We start from the raw sequence: 18,275 nt of genomic DNA on the forward strand, positions 1-18,275 counted from the left end.
TTTTGGTTTCGACGTGTCTTATTCGGACGGCATATCCAGCGTCCGGCTGAAATACAGCGCGACGATGGTGCAGAGTGCGCCGGAGAGAAGATAAATCCCCACCGCAAACAGGCCGAATTTCGACGAGAAGCCGAGCGCGACCAGCGGCGCAAAACCCGCACCGATCAGCCACGAGATATCCGACGTCAAAGACGCACCGGTATAGCGATATTCACGGCTGAAGCGGGACGCGAGCGCACCACCGGACTGGCCGAAGGAAAGGCCGAGCAGCGCAAAGCCGATCAGGACGAAGAGGTATCGACCGATATCGCCCGATGCCAGAAGAATCGGGGCAATGAAGCTGAAGATCGCGATGAGGGCGGCGGCAATGCCGATCAGCTTGCGACGACCGATCTTGTCCGACAGCACACCCGAAACGACGATCATGCCGCCAGCGATGATGGCGCTGACGAACTGCACGAACAGGAAGTCGGACACTCTCTGATTGGTGTTGAGCGAAACCCAGCTGAGCGGAAACACGGTGACGAGGTGGAAGAGCGCAAAGCTCGCCAGCGGCACGAAAGCACCGGTCACAACGACGCGGGACTGGTTGCGCAGCATCTGGAACATCGGCTTGGGTTCCAGCTCATGCTGTTGCAGCATGGTCTGGAATTCGGGTGTCACGATCATGCGCAGACGGGCAAAGAGCGCCAGAACGTTGAGTGCGAGCGCGACGAAGAATGGGAAGCGCCAGCCCCATGCCAGGAATTCCGGGTTGGACAGCTGTGTGGTGAAGATGATGAAGAAGGCGCTGGCCAGACCAAAGCCCATGGCGGCGCCCAGCTGCGGCATCATCGCGTACCAGCCGCGCTGTCTCTCCGGCGCATTCATGGCCAGAAGCGAAACGAGACCATCCCATGCACCGCCAAGGCCGACGCCCTGCCCAATGCGGAAGACGGCAAGCAGGATCGGCGCGAGCATGCCTGCGTCGTCATAGGACGGCAGGAAGCTGATCGCCATGGTCGATCCACAGAGCGTGAACAGCGCTGCGGTCAATTTGACGGCGCGTCCGAACTTGCGGTCGATCTGCAAAAACAGGAGAGAGCCAATCGGACGGGCGATGAAGGCGAGCGAGAAAACTGCGAAGGAATAGAGCGTTGCCGTAAGAGGATCGACAAACGAGAAGAAGACGTGAGGGAAGACCAGCGCCGATGCGATGGCATAAACGAAGAAGTCGAAAAATTCCGTCATTCTGGCCAGGATGACCGCGATCGTAATGCGATCGGGATCGACAGCGACAGGCGTCGTCGGCTGGCCGTTCGTTCCGTTATGGTCTTTATAAGAGGCCGTGTCCGTGTAGCTCATAAAATTCCCTCCTGCATATGGGCAAGCCATGTGTGTAACGCTCACGGCTCCTCATCCGTTCACATCACATGCGGCGGATTGTCACACAGGGGTTCAAGGCCGTCAAATGAAGATTGCTTGTAAGGGGTTGCCCATGCGGCATCCTATGAGATAATGCGTCACTTTCTACATTCAGATGTCTTTTCATGCGCCGCAATGATTGCGGTCTGAAAGTTATGTTGCACCGCGACAAACTACCTCATGTCATTTATGACGTTTGATAAGTATACGCCACAATACCCAAAACAGTACGAGTCCCAAAACGTGCGCACGCTTATGAAAATACCCTCCGCCCTCCTGGCCATTTCGTCGCTGCTGCTTTTGAGCGGCTGTGACCTCGTCGTGATGAATCCTTCGGGTGACATCGCCGTCCAGCAGCGCGATCTCATCATCACCTCCACGGTCTTGATGCTCCTCATCATCGTTCCGGTTCTGGCTCTCACGCTGTTCTTTGCGTGGAAGTACAGAGAATCCGCCAAGGCGGAGGATTACGATCCTGAATGGCACCATTCCACGCGCCTCGAAATGGTCATCTGGTCCGCGCCTGTTGCCATCATCCTGATGCTCGGCACCGTGACATGGATTTCGACGCACCGTCTGGACCCATACCGTCCAATCGAGCGCATCGACGAAGAGCGTCAGGTCACTGCCGACATGAAGCCGATCACCGTTGAAGTGGTGGCCATGGACTGGAAGTGGCTGTTCTTCTACCCGGAACTGGGCATTGGCAGCGTCAATGAATTTGCAGCACCGGTCGATGTGCCGATCAACTTCAAGATCACCGGCACCACGGCCATGAACTCGTTCTTCGTGCCTGCGCTGGCCGGCCAGATCTACGCCATGGGCGGCATGCAGACCAAGCTGCACGCGGTCATCAACAAGGAAGGCGTCTATGACGGCTTCTCGGCCAACTTCTCCGGCCCTGGCTTCTCGCATATGCGCTTCAAGTTCCATGGCATGAGCCAGCAAGGCTTCGACCAGTGGGTTGCCAAGGCCAAGGATGGCGGCAAGGGCTTCGGCCGCATGGAATATCTCGAATTCGCAAAGCCGAGCGAACGCGAGCCTGTGCAGTATTTCGCCAATGTCGATCCGGAGCTTTACGACGCGATCCTCAACCGTTGCGTCGAGCCCAACAAGCTTTGCATGCGTGACATGATGCATATCGACGCCAATGGCGGCGGCGGCAAGGAAGGCATCGATATCGCCAAGGCTCTGAACTCCGTGGTCTGCACGCCGCTTTCGCCTTACGGCGTAGCGTCCGGCCCGCAGTCTGTGCCAGCGGTCATCGAAGGCCAGACATTCGAGCCGGCAGCTCTGCCAGATACGAAGGCTGCCGTGTCGTCCGCTGGCAAGAGTGCTGGCTGAAGAAATGAATTGCATGTGGGCCGCGCGAGGTTCGCGCCGCTCTGAGCGTGCCGGTCCGTCAGGTACGTAGATTCAATTACGTGGGGTGTTTCTGTTCGTCCAAATGGACGAACGGCGCTCCAAAAATCGCAAGAGGCTAAAATGGTCGTCAATACCGATCAAACGTCGTTCCTTTTCGGGAAGCTGACGTGGGAATCCATCCCCATTCATGAGCCAATTCTGATCGTGACCTTCGCGGTTGTGGCCCTTGGTGGCGCAGCCGTGCTTGGCGCGCTCACCTACTTCAGGCTCTGGGGTTATCTCTGGAAGGAATGGTTTACATCTATCGATCACAAGAAGATCGGTATCATGTATATCATTCTGGCCCTCGTCATGCTGCTGCGCGGCTTTGCCGACGCCATCATGATGCGCCTCCAGCAGGCTATTTCCTCGGGCGGTTCTGAAGGGTATCTCAACCCGCACCATTACGACCAGATTTTCACCGCCCACGGCGTGATCATGATCTTCTTCATGGCAATGCCGATGATCACCGGTCTGATGAACTACATCATTCCGCTGCAGATCGGCGCGCGTGACGTGTCCTTCCCGTTCCTCAACAACTTCTCCTTCTGGATGACCACCGCTGGCGCCGTTATCACCATGATTTCGCTGTTCATCGGTGAATATGCCCAGACCGGCTGGCTGGCCTATCCGCCGCTGTCAGGCATTCAGGGAAGTCCGAGTGTCGGTGTCGATTATTATATCTGGGGTCTGCAGATCGCCGGTGTGGGAACGACGCTGTCGGGTATCAACCTGATCGTCACCATCATCAAGATGCGCGCACCTGGCATGACCATGATGCGCCTGCCGATCTTCGTCTGGACGTCGCTGTGTTCCAACATCCTGATCGTGGCCTCGTTCCCGATCCTGACCGGCACACTCGCGCTTCTTACGCTTGACCGTTACGTTGGTACCAACTTCTTCACCAACGATCTCGGCGGCAACCCGATGATGTATGTCAACCTCATCTGGATCTGGGGTCACCCTGAAGTTTACATTCTCGTGCTGCCTGCTTTCGGTATCTTCTCCGAAATCGTATCGACCTTCTCCAACAAGCGCCTCTTCGGTTACGCTTCGATGGTCTATGCGACGGTGGTCATCACCATTCTCGCTTACGTCGTGTGGCTGCACCACTTCTTCACCATGGGCTCTGGTGCCAGCGTCAATGCCTTCTTCGGCATCACGACCATGATCATCTCGATCCCGACGGGTGCGAAGATCTTCAACTGGCTCTTCACCATGTATAAGGGCCGCATCAAGTTCGACGTCCCCATGCTGTGGGCCATCGGCTTCATGATCACCTTCGTCATCGGCGGTATGACGGGCGTTCTGCTCGCCGTTCCTCCGGCTGACTTCGTGCTGCACAACTCGCTGTTCCTGATCGCCCACTTCCACAACACGATCATCGGTGGCGTGGTCTTCGGTGTTCTGGCCGGTATCGCCTACTGGTTCCCGAAAGCCTTCGGCTATCGTCTCGATCCGTTCTGGGGCAAGCTGTCCTTCTGGTTCTGGTTCATCGGCTTCTATTTCGCCTTCATGCCGCTCTATATTCTCGGCCTGATGGGTGTGACCCGCCGTCTCAGCCAGTTCGAAGACACCTCGCTTCAAATCTGGTTCATCGTTGCGGCCTTCGGTGCATTCCTCATCGCACTCGGCATTGCCTCCTTCATCATCCAGCTCGTCGTCAGCTTCCTGCGACGCGAAGAGCTGCGCGATGTCACCGGCGATCCCTATGGCGGTCGTACACTGGAATGGTCCACCTCTTCTCCGCCGCCTGCCTACAACTTCGCTTTCACGCCGGTCGTGCATGAAATCGATGCCTGGGCGCATATGAAGAAGCACAATGCAGAACGTCCGGTCGATGGTTTCATCCCCATCCACATGCCGAAGAATACCGGCACGGGCGTCATCATCAGTGCGATCAGCGTCGTCCTTGGCTTTGCACTGGTGTGGCACATCTGGTGGCTGGCAATCGTCTCGATGGTTGCGATCATCGCGGTCTCCATCGCCCACACCTTCAACTACAATCGCGACTATTACATCCCGGTTTCGGATGTGACGGAAGTCGAAGCAGAACGTACGAAGCTGCTGGCAAATCAGGCGTAAAAGAATGTCTCAAGCACCTGCCCAGAGCGCCAACGGCGCAGAAAAGCCGGTCTTCTACCTGAAGGAAGACCACCACCCGGAAAACGGTACATCCATCGGTTTCTGGCTGTATCTGATGAGCGACTGCCTTATCTTCGCAACGCTCTTTGCAACCTATGCCGTCGTCGGCCGCAGCTATGCGGCCGGTCCTTCCGGCGCGGATCTGTTCGATCTGAAGCTGGTGGCGATCAACACCGCCTTCCTGCTGTTCTCCTCCATCACCTATGGCTTTGCCATGCTGGAGGCTGCCAAGAAGAACGTGAACACGACGCTGGTCTGGCTCGCCATCACCGGCCTGTTCGGCCTCGCCTTCCTCGGGCTGGAACTATACGAATTCCATCACCTGATCGAAGAAGGCGCGACACCGCAGCGTTCGGCCTTCCTCTCGGCCTTCTTTGCGCTGGTCGGCACCCACGGTCTGCACGTCACCTTCGGCGTGATCTGGCTGGTGACGCTCATGGTGCAGGTCAAGAAGTTCGGCCTGCATGCTGAAAACATGCGCCGCCTGACGTGCCTCTCCATGTTCTGGCACTTCCTCGACGTGATCTGGATCGGCGTCTTTTCCTTTGTCTATCTGGTTGGAGTTCTGTGATGAGTGCAAACACACACGACCATAGCCACGATCACGCTCATGCACATGACCATGGTCACGATCACCACCACGATAGCGGCGAAGATCACGGCTCCTTCAAGAGCTACATGATCGGCTTCATCCTCTCGGTCATCCTGACGGCTATTCCGTTCTGGCTGGTCATGGGCGATGTCATCGACAACCGCACCACCACCGTCATCGTCATCATGATCTTCGGTGTGATCCAGGTTTTCGTGCACATGATCTACTTCCTGCACATGAACACCAAGTCGCAGGGCGGCTGGACCTTCATGTCGCTGCTGTTCACGCTGGTCGTGGTCATGATCACGCTCGTCGGTTCGCTCTGGGTCATGTACAACATGAACAAGAACATGATGCCGACCATGACCATGGAGCAGATGCGCAACATGCCGTAACCGGCGTCGTTGCAACGATATAGCTGCCCGCGCAATAAGCGGGCCGCTCCTCTCCGAGAGACACAAAACCCCATGAATCGGAGAGCGGATTCATGGGGTTTTCTGTTGAGCGGGAAAGCTCTGATGACCATTCAAAATGAAACCAAGCCACGCAAGGGCATCCGCCCTGCGGCCATCGTCGTCATTTTCATGACCATTGTCCTGACCGGCTGTCTGCTGGCGCTCGGCACATGGCAGGTGAACCGTCTGGCATGGAAGCGCGAACTGATTGCCAATGTCGAAGAGCGCGCCCACGCCGCTCCCGTGGAAGCGCCAGTCGCCAGCGATTGGCCCAAGCTGACCGAGCCATCGCAATACGAATATCGCCGCGTCCACCTGTCCGGCACCTTTCGCCATCAGGATGAGGTTCAGGTTTACACCGTCTCCGATCTCGGACCAGGCTACTGGGTGCTGACGCCGCTGCAACGGGATGACGGCTCCTCCGTCGTCGTCAATCGCGGCTTCGTCCCCACCGACAAGCGCGAGCCTTCCACACGTCCGCAAGGTGAGGTCGAAGGGCGTATCGATGTCGTGGGCCTGATGCGTGCACCGGAGACCGGCGGGCTTTTCCTGCGCACCAACGATCCGCAAAATAATCGCTGGTATTCGCGCAATATTGCCCAGATCGCCGAAACCAAGCAGATCGCGAATGCCGCGCCCTTCTACGTGGATGCAGACGCAACGCCCAATCCGGGCGGCCTCCCCATCGGCGGCAAGACCATGCTGACCTTCCCCAACAATCACCTGTCCTATGCCGTTACATGGTACATTCTGGCGGGCATGGTGGTGGCTGCGGGCTGGTATGTCACGCGCAACCTCAATGCGCCGAAGGCAGCCAGCAAGGACGACCCCACAGGCGTTCAAGAGAGTGCTTAAAGAAAGCGTTTCACCTTTTCTCTCACGGTGATTATATCACTCGTTTGTTATCGCGGCCTCTGCGCCGCGCTTTTTGGGTGACGCATGGCACGGGCCTTTCTTCTCGTTCTGGATTCCTTCGGTGTCGGTGGCGCGCCGGATGCCGAGCAATATGGCGATCTCGGCTCCAACACGCTTGGCCATATTGCCGAATTCTGCGCTGCCGGTGCTGCGGATCGCTTGGGGCTACGCTCCGGCCCGCTGAAACTGCCGAACATGTCGGCGCTTGGCCTTTTGAACATCGCCAAGCTTTCCAGCGGCGTGGCGCCAGCGGGCATGGAGCCACCGGAACGCATCTATGGCATCCACGGCTGCGCCAATGAGGTGTCGAAGGGCAAGGACACACCTTCAGGCCATTGGGAAATTGCTGGCACGCCGGTCCGGTTCGATTGGGGCTATTTCCCGACCGAGGGCGATGCTTTCTCTCCTGAACTGGTCGAAGCCATTTGCGAGCAGGGCGAGGTGCCCGGCATTCTCGGCAATTGCCACGCATCCGGCACCGAGATAATTGCCCGCTTCGGTGCGGAGCACATCCGCACCGGCAAACCCATCTGCTATACGTCCTCGGATTCGGTGTTCCAGATCGCGGCGCATGAGACGCATTTCGGACTGGAGCGGCTGATCGCCTTTTGCCAGACGGTGCGCAAGCTGGTCGATCCGCTCAACATCGGTCGTGTCATCGCACGGCCCTTCATCGGCGAAACCGTCGCCACATTCGAGAGAACCGGCAATCGTCGCGATTTTTCCGTTTTGCCGCCAGAGCCGACTTTGCTTGATCGTCTGGTGGAGATGGACCGTAAGGTGCTGGCCATCGGCAAGATCGGCGATATCTATGCGCATCAGGGCATTTCCCGTGTCATCAAGGCCAATGGCAATGACGCGCTGATGGACGCGACATTGCAGGCGATGGAAGAGGCAGAAAACGGCGATCTCGTCTTCACCAATTTTGTCGATTTCGACATGATTTACGGCCATCGCCGTGATGTGGCCGGTTATGCCGCAGCACTCGAAGCCTTTGATGCCCGCCTGCCGGAAATTCACCGCAAGATGCAGCCGGGCGATATCGCCATTCTGACCGCCGACCATGGTTGCGACCCGACATGGCGCGGCACGGACCACACCCGCGAGCGCGTGCCGATCATGGCCTTCGGCCCCGGTATTCGTGAACGCAATATCGGCATTCGCTCATCCTATGCCGATATCGGCGAGAGCATCGCTTCCCATCTCAGCATACCAATCGGCAGCCACGGCAGGAGTTTCATTTGACGTCGCATTTGTTGAAAGCAGAAATCCACTGCCATCTGGAAGGTGCCGCCCCGCCTGCATTGGTGGCACAGCAGGCCCTGAAATACGGCATAGACAGCAGCAGCTTCCTGCGTGATGGCGCTTACATCTGGACGGATTTTGCCGAGTTCATTCGTTGTTATGATGCTGTGGCGCAGGTCTTCAAGACCGAGGAAGATTACGCGCTTCTGGCCGAGACATATCTGACCGAACTGGCTGGCGAAAGCACCATCTACAGCGAACTCATCATTTCGCCCGATCACGGTGACCGTATCGGCTTGGGCGCAGATACCTATCTCTCTGGCATTGCTGCAGGCATTGCGGCGGCCAAGGAGAAGACCGGCATCGAAGCGCGCATCATCGTTACCGGCGAGCGTCATTTCGGCCCCGAAAGCGTGATTGCCGCTGCGGAATATGCAGCACGCGTCAAACACCCGCTGATCACGGGCTTCAACATGGCAGGTGAAGAGCGCATGGGCCGCGTGGCCGATTATGCCCGCGCTTTCGATATTGCCCGCGACGCCGGGCTGGGACTGACCATTCATGCGGGCGAAGTCTGTGGCGCGTTCAGCGTTGCGGACGCGCTCGATCTCGTCAAGCCACAGCGGATCGGTCACGGCGTGCGATCCATCGAAGACGATGCATTGGTCGCGCGGCTGGTGGAACTCGGCACGGTGCTGGAAGTCTGCCCCGGCTCCAACATTGCGCTCAACGTCTACCCGGATTTCGAAAGCCACCCCCTGAAACGTCTTCGTGACGCGGGCGTGCGCGTCTGCATCAGCTCGGATGATCCACCCTTCTTCCACACCTCACTGGCGCAGGAATACGAGATCGCCCATCATGCCTTCGGGTTTAGCGATGCGGAGATCAATGCCATGACCCGTGTTTCGCTGGAGGCCGCGTTTGTGGATGAGGACACACGGGCAAAGCTGCTTGCCAAGCTGGATGCGCATTCTGAAGTGGCATAAAACCGAAGGAGACGGAGGTGCAAAATGTGCTTCCGGTCTTGCGAAAGCCGCTCATTCGGTGAAATACAGAGACATCATAGATAAAAGAAAAGGCCAGCTTCATGGACGGCGTCACCGTTATCGCTCATCCCCTCGTGCAGCACAAACTCACCATCATGCGCAAGAAGGAAACCTCGACCGCCGGTTTCCGCCGTCTGCTGCGTGAAATCTCGACGCTGCTGTGTTACGAGGTCACGCGCGATCTGGAAATGACGATGGAAACCATCGAAACGCCGATGCAGACCATCGACGCGCCGGTTCTGGAAGGCAAGAAGCTGGTGTTCGCCTCCATCCTGCGTGCTGGCAACGGCCTGCTGGAAGGCATGCTAGAACTTGTGCCCTCCGCCCGCGTCTCGCATATCGGCGTCTACCGCGATCACGACACGCTTGAGGCCGTCGAATATTTCTTCAAGGCACCCGACAATCTCGATGCGCGCCTGATCATCGTGGTCGATCCGATGCTGGCCACCGGCAACTCCTCCATCGCTGCCGTCGACAAGTTGAAGGAACGGGGCGCAAAGAACATGCGCTTCCTCTGCCTGCTGGCCGCACCCGAGGGCATCAAGAATTTCCGCGAAGCGCATCCTGATGTGCCGATCTTCACCGCCTCTATCGACAGCCACCTGAACGAACAGGGCTACATCATGCCCGGTCTGGGCGACGCGGGCGACCGCATGTACGGCACCAAGTAACACGCATAAAAAATGCGCCCTCAGCGATGAGGGCGCATGATCATTGAGATAATCTCTCTTACTTCATCGTCGGCATGACGAATTCCGCACCGCTCTTGATGCCGGATGGCCAGCGAGCCGTGACCGTCTTGGTCTTCGTCCAGAACTTGATCGAATCCGTGCCATGCTGGTTGAGATCACCGAAGCTCGAAGCCTTCCAGCCGCCGAAGGAGTGGTAGGCCAGCGGAACCGGGATCGGAACGTTGATGCCGATCATGCCGATATTGATGCGGCTGGCGAAATCACGGGCGGCATCGCCATCGCGGGTGAAGATCGCAACGCCATTACCATATTCATGTTTCATCGGCAGTTCTAGCGCATCCTCATAGTTCTTGGCGCGCACGACGGACAGAACCGGTCCGAAGATTTCCTGTTTGTAGATGTCCATATCGGTCGTGACATGGTCGAACAGGCAGCCGCCGACGAAATAACCGTCTTCATAACCCTGAAGCTTGAAATTGCGGCCATCGACCAGAAGCTTCGCGCCCTGTTCCACACCGCTGTCGATCAGTCCCGTAACGCGGGTCTGGGCTTCCTTGGTGACCAGCGGGCCCATATCGGCCTTGTCATCAGTGTAGGGGCCGATCTTCAGCGCTTCGATCTGCGGAATGAGCTTTTCGATCAGGCGGTTTGCCGTCTCTTCACCCACGGGAACGGCAACCGAAACGGCCATGCAGCGTTCGCCAGCCGACCCATAACCCGCACCCATCAAGGCGCTGACGGCTTGGTCGAGATCGGCATCCGGCATGATGATCATGTGGTTCTTGGCGCCGCCGAAGCACTGCGCGCGCTTGCCGTTTGCGGCGGCTGTTGCGTAAACATAGCGTGCGATGGGTGTAGAGCCGACAAACGAGATCGCACCGATGTCCGGGTTGGTCAGAATGCCGTCAACTGCGCTCTTGTCACCATTGATGACGTTGAGGATACCCGCCGGCAGACCGGCTTCGATCATCAGTTCGGCCAGACGGATCGGTAGCGATGGATCGCGCTCGGACGGCTTGAGGATGAAGGCATTGCCGCAGGCAATGGCCGGGGCAAACATCCACATGGGGATCATGCCGGGGAAGTTGAACGGCGTGATACCGGCGCCAATGCCGACAGGCTGGCGAATGGAATACATGTCGATGGCCGGGCCAGCGCCTTCGGTAAACTCACCCTTGGCCAGATGCGGAATGCCGCAGACGAATTCACAGACTTCAAGACCGCGAATGATATCGCCCTTGGAATCTTCCACCGTCTTGCCGTGCTCGCTGGAGAGAAGAACCGCCAGCTCATCCATATTCTGGTTCAGCAAATCAACGAACTTGAAGAAAACGCGGGCGCGGCGCTGCGGGTTGGTCGCGGCCCATTTCGGCTGCGCTGCCTTGGCGCTCTCGACGGCGGCCAGAATTTCCGCATCGCTGGCCAGGGAAAGCGTCGCCTGCACTTCGCCGGTTGCCGGATTGTAGACATTGGATGTGCGACCGCTAGTGCCCGCAACGTGCTTGCCGTCGATGAAATGACCGATTTGCTTCATGAATGTTCCTCCTGATTTTTTCATAGCGAACCATCGCACTTCAATTTATACAAATCAATGAGCTGATATAAGAAGCGGTTGTGCGTAAATTGAAGTCCAAAACTGGACGGCCAAACAGTGAGAAAATCGATGGATCAAGACCTTGTCGTCAGAATGGCAGACATCGAAATCGATCCGGTTCATCTGGATGCCTACCGCCATTTGCTGGCCGAAGAGATCGAGGCTTCGGTCACTATGGAAGCGGGCGTGATCTCGTTGAATGCGGTGGCGATAAAGGATTGTCCGGAGAAAATTCGTATCCTTGAGATTTACGCCAACTCCGCGGCATATGAGTCCCATTTACAGACGCCGCATTTTCTCAAATACAAGGCAGCCACGGCGGCAATGGTGACTTCGCTCACGCTGATCGACGTTGAACCCGTGATTTTGCGTAGCAAGCCATGAACTGGGATGACGTTCGTATCTTCCTTGCTGTTGCACGCACGGGCCAAATCCTTGCGGCATCAAAACGTCTCGGCTTGAACCATGCCACATTGTCGCGACGGCTGACCTCCCTTGAAGAAGCGCTCAAGACCCGGCTTTTCACCCGCCGTACCAACGGCTGTGAGTTGACGGAAGATGGTGGCCGCTTTCTGATATCTGCCGAGCATATGGAAGCCGAAATGCTTTCGGTTCAGGCGAGTCTCGGACGCAGCGATGCCGCGATTAGCGGAACCGTTAGGATCGGTGCCCCCGACGGTTTTGGCGTTTCGTTTCTGGCGTCACGCCTTGGCGCATTGACGTCGCTACACCCGGAACTCAAGATCGAGCTCGTTCCGGTACCACGCTCTTTTTCGCTGTCGCAGCGCGAAGCAGATATTGCCATTACGATTGAAAGGCCGGAGCAGGGCAGGCTGGTTTTCTCCAAACTCACCGATTATTCGCTCGGCCTCTACGCCTCCAAATCCTACCTGAAGGAAAGCGGCGTGCCCGAGACCGTCGAGGCGCTGAAACTTCATCGCCGGATCGGTTATGTCGAAGATCTGATCTTCTCGCCATCGCTGAACTACACCGGCGAAATTCTGCGCGACTGGGATGCGAGTTTCGAAATATCCAGCGCCATCGGCCAGACGGAGGCCGTGCGCTCCGGTGCAGGCATCGGCATTCTGCATGATTATATCGCTCGCAGCCATGCCGAGCTCGTGCGGCTATTGCCTGAGGTTTCCATTCGCCGATCCTACTGGACAGCCTTTCACGAAAACGCCCGCCAACTGGCACGCGTCAGAACCGTGGCGCAGTTTCTTCAGGATATCGTGTCCAGCGAACGGCAGATGTTTCTATAGTGCTGAAACTGGACAGCATACGATCTTTGATGGGTTCAGAAATTTCTGACGGAATCTTTGCGGGTTAGGCATCGCGCATATACAGATCAAGGCGTCCTTGGGCTTGACTCGGAAAAGGACCTCGCGGAGTCATGGGCTTCTAGGGAGTTCAAAAACAAAATGCCCAATTTCATTCGCCAGCTTTCACCCACGGGTCTCGGGGTGGCTGTCATGCTGCTCGGCATGCTTCTCTTTGCGTTGAACGACGCCATGGGCAAATGGCTGGTGTCGACCTACAGCCTTGGGCAAGTGGTTCTGGTGCGCAGCGTTGCGGCCATTATCGTGCTGACGCCCATTCTGTGGAGCGCGGGCTTGAGCAACGTCGTGCGTGTCGAGCGTCCGGGCTTGCAGGCAGCCCGCGTGTTTTTCTCCACCTCAGAGCTTTTCTGTTTCTATTTCGCGGTCAAGGCGCTGCCCTTGGCGGATGTCATGACCTACTGGCTGGCGGCCCCCATCTATGTCGCGGCGCTGTCGCCGTTTCTGCTGGGTGAAAAGGTCGGCTGGCGGCGCTGGACCGCGATTGCCATTGGTTTTGTCGGCGTATTGATCGCGCTGAAACCCAGCTCGGCATCGCTGACGTCAGCGGCGCTGTTTTCCATTCTCGGCAGTGCGGCTTTTGCTTTCATGATGCTGTCCGGGCGTCAGCTGCGGAACACGCCCGATACGGTTCTGGCCTTCTGGCAGATCGTCGGGGCAGCGCTTGCCGGTATCGTCGCCATTGCCGTTACCCCTTCGGGCTGGGTGCCGCTGCAATCCAGCTTCGACCTGTCACTGCTGGCGTTGCTGGGCATTGTCGCCATGACGGCGCATGTGCTGGTCAACCGCGCGCTGAAGCTGGCCGATGCCGCAACGGTGGCGCCGTTGCAATATACGCTGCTGCTCTGGGCCGTGGTATTCGGATGGCTGATCTTCGGCGATGTGCCGCAGTCCAGCATCGTCATCGGTGCTGGCCTCATCGTGTTGGCGGGCCTCTATATCTTCTTTCGGGAAAATACGCTCAAGCGCAGGCAGGCGAAATCTGCCAATCCGCCGCTGGATGATCTCGTCTAAGCGTTCGGATCAACGCGCCAGCCAGCCGCCATCGACCGGTAGTACTGTGCCGTGAATATAATCGGCAGCGCTGGACGCAAGGAACACGGCTGCTCCGCCAAGCTCTTCCGGCTTGCCCCAATGGCCAGCGGGAATACGCGCCAGGATCGCCGCGTTGCGGTCCGGGTCGTTGCGTAGGGCTTCCGTATTGTTGGTGTCGAAATAGCCGGGCGCGATGGCGTTGACGTTGATGCCCTTGGCAGCCCATTCGCAGGCCAGGAGCCGGGTCAGACCGGCAAGGCCACTTTTGGATGCGGTGTAGGACGGAATGCGGATGCCGCCCTGAAACGACAGAAGCGAGGCGATGTTGATGATCTTGCCCGGCTTGTTTTCCGCAACGAGATGACGGGCAAAGGCCTGGCTGAGAAAGAAGACCGTCTTCAGGTTCACATCCATCACCGCATCCCAATCGGCTTCGGTGAAATCCAGCGAATCGGCGCGCTTGATGATGCCTGCATTGTTGACGAGAATATCGGCGCTGCCAGCAAGGCGCACTGTCTCGCTGATGACCTCTGCCACGGGCGCAATTGAGGAGAGATCGGCCTTGATGCTGTGGCTCTTGCCGCCAATGGCCGCAATTGCCTCCTCCGTCTCTGTCATGGAAGACCGCCCGACCAGCGCGACCGTTGCACCCGCACCCGCCAGCGCTGTGGCGATGCCCTGTCCAAGGCCGGTATTGGCACCCGTGACAATCGCTGTCTTGCCGGTCAGGTCGAAGGAAATCGTCATCGCGCTTCTCCATGCGTCGGAAACTCTTGTGCTTCCGTATCTATCGCAAGCGGATTGCAGGGGCAAGAAACAAATAGTATCTCTTTTGAAAATGATATGACAACACTGCGCCTCGCAACTTTTGTTTGCAAATCGAACGGGAAAGGCGCTGAAACGCCGGGATTACGCCGAAAAAACAACTTTGATCTTGACGAAATCACAAAGTTGCGAGACTACAAAGGCATTCCAGCCCCTGACATCGGGCTTGGAGATTGAACTTTGGTGCCGGGCCCCTCTGGCGAGAGTTTTACGGCGCTCTCGCGATGTCGGTACCGCCTGCTTATGACGCCGGCGGATTTAAACCCATGAAAAATCTGACCATGCATTCCATGCGTGCACTTTGCGCCATGCCTGCTCCACGTTTTCCCGTTCGCCCAACCCGCGCGGGAGCCCTGTGATGACACCGACAACAAAATCCTCACTCACCTATTTCAAATGGGCCTTCATCGTCACCGTCGTCGGCCTGCTGCTGGGCGGCTGGCTCGGCTGGGAAATGACGGGCACCATCAGCGGCACCGCGACGATCTTCTTCATCTGCGCGGTTCTCGCGGTTCTGGAAATCTCGCTGTCCTTCGATAATGCCATCGTCAATGCCAACAAGCTGAAAGACATGACGCCGGAATGGCAGCATCGCTTTTTGACCTGGGGCATTCTCATCGCCGTTTTCGGCATGCGTATCGTCTTCCCATTGCTCATCGTCGTCATCGCGGCCAATGTCGGCCCATGGACGGCCATGGTCATGGCGGCGACGGAACCAGAGCGTTATGCGCAGATCATGAAGGACGCGCATCTGCCGATTGCGGCCTTTGGTGGTACCTTCCTGATGATGGTCGGTCTCAGCTTCTTCTTCGATCATGAGAAGGACGTGCACTGGGTTCGCTGGTTCGAAGAGAAGATCGCGACCTATTCGTCGATCAAGGGCATCGAGATCGCTTTCGTGCTGATCGTCATGCTGGTCTTTTCGCGCATCATCGCCAATAGCGCTGATCCGGCGCTGGGTCCTGAAGCAGCCACTCTCTTCTTCAGTTCGGCAATCTGGGGCCTTCTGACCTTCCTTCTGGTCGAAGTTCTGGGCGGTATTCTGGACCGCAGCCAGCAGGTGCTGGAAGGTGCGGCAAAGGGCGGCTTCGGCGCGTTCCTTTACCTCGAAGTGCTGGATGCCAGCTTCTCCTTCGATGGCGTTATCGGTGCCTTCGCGCTGACATCCAACCTCTTCATCATCGCCATCGGCCTTGGCATCGGTGCCATGTATGTGCGTTCGATGACCATCATGCTGGTCGAAAAGGGAACGCTGGCGGAATACCGCTATCTTGAGCATGGCGCGTTCTATGCCATCCTCATCCTTTCGGTCATCATGTATGTCCAGAGCCTTGTCCACATTCCGGAAGTCATTACCGGTCTGGGCGGCGCGACGCTCATCGGCATCTCGCTGTGGTCCTCCATTCGCTACAACAGGCAGGAGAAGGCACGGGAAGTCGAAGGCGCGCAGGGCGCTGAGATTTAAAGCTTTTCAGGTTGTTCATCTCTAAGTGAACGGCGCGGAATTGTGCGATGCTACAATATCGCTTAAAATATAAGCTCCGGCGGCAACCCCGTCGGAGCTTTTTGTTTGCCTGAGGCGGGTTTGCGGGCTTTTCCGCTGGAATTCGCAACTGGCACGCTTGATGCATGTGTCTCTTCAAGTCCAGAGGGGACGCAAAGCTCGAAAACGAGCGCAAGAACCGCCGCCACATCGATGCGCACCAAGGTGCAGACATCATGGGCGGCGGTTTTGTTTTGTTCATTGATTTGCGCCAAAATCACCCGGATGACCTTTATGGATTGCAAACGAACGGAGCCGGGAACGTGTCTGTCGAACTGTCGCCAAGCCAGGCGCTGAACCTCTGGCACCGCGTGGTGCTGGCGCAGGTCGAGGAAGATGCGCCGGATCTGACGGCCCGGCAGATGGCAATTCTGCTCCACATCTATCTTGTGCCGCCACCGCATACCGTTAGAGGACTAGCCTCCGTGCTGGGTGTCACCAAACCCGTCATCACACGGGCGCTTGATAGCATGGGCACGCTGGGGCTGGTGGACCGGGAGCGCGATGAGCGTGACCGCCGCAATGTCATCATCAAACGCACGGTGGCCGGTGCGCTTTATCTGGAAAAATTCGGCGATCTGATCATCGAGCACGCCCGCAGGGCTTAGCCTCCCGCCTCAAAAAGGTGTATGCCGGTCATCGAATGAAGAAATGAAGGCGAGCAGGACGAAGCAATATGACAACCACGGACACCACACTCGACCGCCGCCTCAACATTTTTCGCGCCGATCTCGCCGATGAGACACTCAAGGGCAAGGTCGAAGCCGAACGTTTCGTCAAGGGAACAGCGGCACAGGTCACGGTGCCGGTCATCGGACTGCGTCCAAAGCCGGATTTGACCGCCGGGATTGATACGGAGTTGCTACTGGGCGAAACGATCAGGGTGTTTGAAAAGGCCAGTGGCTGGGCCTGGGTGCAGGCGGATGCGGATGGCTATGCCGGATATCTGCCCGAGACGGCATTCGGTGAGACCGTAGCACCCACCCACCGCATCATTGCACCCCGCACCTTTCTCTATCCTGCCGCCGAACTGAGAAAGCCGCCGGTTGCGGCGCTGTCCATGGGCAGCCGGATGCGTTTTGTCGGTGAAGCTGAGACGCGCGGCACACGGTATCTGATGACCGAAAACGGCGAGGGCGTTATCGCCGCCCATTGCCTCAGCGTGGAGCAGAAGTCTGCGGAAGACTATGTTTCCATCGCCCTTCGCTTTCTGGAAACGCCCTATCTCTGGGGCGGCCGGTCTGGTTTCGGCATCGATTGCTCCGGTCTGGTCCAGCTTTCCATGGCGATGGCGGGCAGGTCGGTTTTGCGGGATACGGATATGCAGGTCCGCTCCCTCGGCACCGAGATCACCCGCGAAGAATTGCGCCGTGGCGATCTGGTGTTCTGGAAGGGCCATGTTGGTATCATGGAAGACGAAGAAACGCTTCTCCATGCCAATGGCCACACGATGAACGTCTCACGGGAAAATCTCGATGAGGCAATCAAGCGCATCGGCTGGCTCTACGAGATGCCGACAGCCTACCGCCGCCCTTGAGTTTTCACGAAAACGTTTGCATCGATCCGCTGTTTTGGCGCGATTGTCGTTCTATATAACAGGGATAGAACATTCGGCAGGACCACCCCAATGGCACGACCAGCAATCAGCATCGCGGCTTTCTTTTTCGCCAGTCTATCTTGTGCTGCGACCGGTCAGGCACAGACCGTTTATGAAAACGGTTACATGCCTGCCCCCGATGCCTATGCCAATCTTCCGGGCGTGAAAGACCCCAAAACGTTGCAGCCAAAAGAACGTTACACCTGCCATTCGGCCCCGGTGATTTCGAGCTACCCGGATGGTCCTTACCGCGACGTTTTTGGCAGTCGCGGGCTGGCCGTGCAGGGCTATCGCTGCACCGGGTCTGCCGGTGTGACGGCGACCGGCACGCGGGTACCGACCTCGAAGGACTGGTATCCCGGCATCAACCCGCCTGCGGTGGATTTCTAACCGCCAGCCAGAACCGTCTTTGCTGAAACCGGTCTGGACTTGCCGCTGTTTTATCA

The 18,275-nt window shown here is 57.6% G+C and carries 20 protein-coding genes; 16 read left to right on the forward strand and 4 right to left on the reverse strand.

Annotation, left to right across the window (positions count from 1 at the left end):
• Positions 1–18: 18 nt before the first annotated feature.
• Positions 19–1,344, reverse strand: a complete 1,326-nt coding sequence (locus ABUK73_RS16850; protein ID WP_353578275.1) for an MFS transporter — start codon at positions 1,342–1,344, stop codon at positions 19–21.
• A 315-nt stretch (positions 1,345–1,659) separates the two neighbouring features.
• On the opposite strand from ABUK73_RS16850, the gene cyoA reads away from it, so the two are divergent.
• From cyoA to upp, 8 genes are all read left to right on the forward strand, one after another.
• Positions 1,660–2,748 carry a ubiquinol oxidase subunit II gene (gene cyoA, locus ABUK73_RS16855; RefSeq protein ID WP_353578276.1) on the forward strand — a complete coding sequence of 363 codons (1,089 nt, stop codon included), beginning with the start codon at positions 1,660–1,662 and terminating at the stop codon, positions 2,746–2,748.
• Between the two features lie 141 nt (positions 2,749–2,889).
• Entirely contained in the window at positions 2,890–4,893 is a 2,004-nt protein-coding gene (gene cyoB / locus ABUK73_RS16860; protein ID WP_353578277.1) for a cytochrome o ubiquinol oxidase subunit I, read from the forward strand.
• Positions 4,894–4,897: 4 nt separating this feature from the next.
• The gene (gene cyoC / locus ABUK73_RS16865; RefSeq protein ID WP_353578278.1) at positions 4,898–5,524 is read left to right on the forward strand and encodes a cytochrome o ubiquinol oxidase subunit III; all 627 of its coding nucleotides are present in this window, start codon (positions 4,898–4,900) and stop codon (positions 5,522–5,524) included.
• Entirely contained in the window at positions 5,524–5,940 is a 417-nt protein-coding gene (cyoD, locus tag ABUK73_RS16870) for a cytochrome o ubiquinol oxidase subunit IV (protein WP_353578279.1), read from the forward strand. The genes cyoC and cyoD overlap by 1 nt, the downstream gene beginning before the upstream one ends.
• A gap of 123 nt (positions 5,941–6,063) precedes the next feature.
• Positions 6,064–6,855, forward strand: coding sequence for an SURF1 family protein (locus tag ABUK73_RS16875; RefSeq protein WP_353578280.1), 792 nt, complete (start codon positions 6,064–6,066; stop codon positions 6,853–6,855).
• A gap of 84 nt (positions 6,856–6,939) precedes the next feature.
• Complete coding sequence (locus tag ABUK73_RS16880; RefSeq protein ID WP_353578281.1) at positions 6,940–8,160, forward strand: phosphopentomutase; 1,221 nt, start codon at positions 6,940–6,942, stop codon at positions 8,158–8,160.
• The gene (locus tag ABUK73_RS16885) at positions 8,157–9,146 is read left to right on the forward strand and encodes an adenosine deaminase (RefSeq protein ID WP_353578282.1); all 990 of its coding nucleotides are present in this window, start codon (positions 8,157–8,159) and stop codon (positions 9,144–9,146) included. The genes ABUK73_RS16880 and ABUK73_RS16885 overlap by 4 nt, the downstream gene beginning before the upstream one ends.
• A gap of 101 nt (positions 9,147–9,247) precedes the next feature.
• Positions 9,248–9,877 (forward strand): uracil phosphoribosyltransferase, encoded by a 630-nt coding sequence (gene upp, locus ABUK73_RS16890; protein WP_077102204.1) that lies wholly within the window; start codon positions 9,248–9,250, stop codon positions 9,875–9,877.
• A 58-nt stretch (positions 9,878–9,935) separates the two neighbouring features.
• On the opposite strand, the gene ABUK73_RS16895 is transcribed toward upp, so the two are convergent.
• The gene (locus tag ABUK73_RS16895) at positions 9,936–11,432 is read right to left on the reverse strand and encodes a CoA-acylating methylmalonate-semialdehyde dehydrogenase (protein WP_353578283.1); all 1,497 of its coding nucleotides are present in this window, start codon (positions 11,430–11,432) and stop codon (positions 9,936–9,938) included.
• Between the two features lie 129 nt (positions 11,433–11,561).
• Here ABUK73_RS16895 and ABUK73_RS16900 point away from each other — a divergent pair, with 129 nt between their 5' ends.
• The 3 genes from ABUK73_RS16900 (at position 11,562) to ABUK73_RS16910 (ending at position 13,843) form a co-directional block, all read left to right on the forward strand.
• On the forward strand, positions 11,562–11,876 hold the full coding sequence (locus tag ABUK73_RS16900) for a putative quinol monooxygenase (RefSeq protein ID WP_353578284.1): 315 nt from the start codon (positions 11,562–11,564) through the stop codon (positions 11,874–11,876).
• Entirely contained in the window at positions 11,873–12,754 is an 882-nt protein-coding gene (locus tag ABUK73_RS16905) for a LysR family transcriptional regulator (RefSeq protein WP_353578285.1), read from the forward strand. The genes ABUK73_RS16900 and ABUK73_RS16905 overlap by 4 nt, the downstream gene beginning before the upstream one ends.
• Before the next feature lie 159 nt (positions 12,755–12,913).
• Positions 12,914–13,843, forward strand: coding sequence for a DMT family transporter (locus tag ABUK73_RS16910; protein WP_353578286.1), 930 nt, complete (start codon positions 12,914–12,916; stop codon positions 13,841–13,843).
• Positions 13,844–13,852: 9 nt separating this feature from the next.
• Here ABUK73_RS16910 and kduD read toward each other — a convergent pair whose 3' ends face one another.
• Positions 13,853–14,611 (reverse strand): 2-dehydro-3-deoxy-D-gluconate 5-dehydrogenase KduD, encoded by a 759-nt coding sequence (gene kduD / locus ABUK73_RS16915; RefSeq protein ID WP_353578287.1) that lies wholly within the window; start codon positions 14,609–14,611, stop codon positions 13,853–13,855.
• 96 nt (positions 14,612–14,707) lie between these two features.
• Here kduD and ABUK73_RS16920 point away from each other — a divergent pair, with 96 nt between their 5' ends.
• Positions 14,708–14,866, forward strand: a complete 159-nt coding sequence (locus tag ABUK73_RS16920; protein WP_353578288.1) for a hypothetical protein — start codon at positions 14,708–14,710, stop codon at positions 14,864–14,866.
• A gap of 181 nt (positions 14,867–15,047) precedes the next feature.
• Positions 15,048–16,154: a DUF475 domain-containing protein gene (locus ABUK73_RS16925; protein WP_113086326.1), complete on the forward strand. Its 1,107-nt coding sequence runs from the start codon at positions 15,048–15,050 to the stop codon at positions 16,152–16,154.
• A gap of 62 nt (positions 16,155–16,216) precedes the next feature.
• Here the strand turns inward: ABUK73_RS16925 and ABUK73_RS16930 are convergent, their stop codons facing one another.
• Positions 16,217–16,477: a hypothetical protein gene (locus tag ABUK73_RS16930; protein ID WP_353578289.1), complete on the reverse strand. Its 261-nt coding sequence runs from the start codon at positions 16,475–16,477 to the stop codon at positions 16,217–16,219.
• 18 nt (positions 16,478–16,495) lie between these two features.
• Between ABUK73_RS16930 and ABUK73_RS16935 the strand changes: the two genes are divergently transcribed.
• The 3 genes from ABUK73_RS16935 (at position 16,496) to ABUK73_RS16945 (ending at position 18,219) form a co-directional block, all read left to right on the forward strand.
• Entirely contained in the window at positions 16,496–16,840 is a 345-nt protein-coding gene (locus ABUK73_RS16935) for a MarR family transcriptional regulator (RefSeq protein ID WP_113086413.1), read from the forward strand.
• 68 nt (positions 16,841–16,908) lie between these two features.
• Positions 16,909–17,769 carry a C40 family peptidase gene (locus tag ABUK73_RS16940; protein WP_353578290.1) on the forward strand — a complete coding sequence of 287 codons (861 nt, stop codon included), beginning with the start codon at positions 16,909–16,911 and terminating at the stop codon, positions 17,767–17,769.
• Positions 17,770–17,859: 90 nt separating this feature from the next.
• On the forward strand, positions 17,860–18,219 hold the full coding sequence (locus ABUK73_RS16945; RefSeq protein ID WP_353578291.1) for a hypothetical protein: 360 nt from the start codon (positions 17,860–17,862) through the stop codon (positions 18,217–18,219).
• Positions 18,220–18,275: the final 56 nt, after the last annotated feature.

The organism is Agrobacterium vacciniicorymbosi (assembly GCF_040427045.1).
Classification (GTDB): Bacteria; Pseudomonadota; Alphaproteobacteria; order Rhizobiales; family Rhizobiaceae; genus Agrobacterium.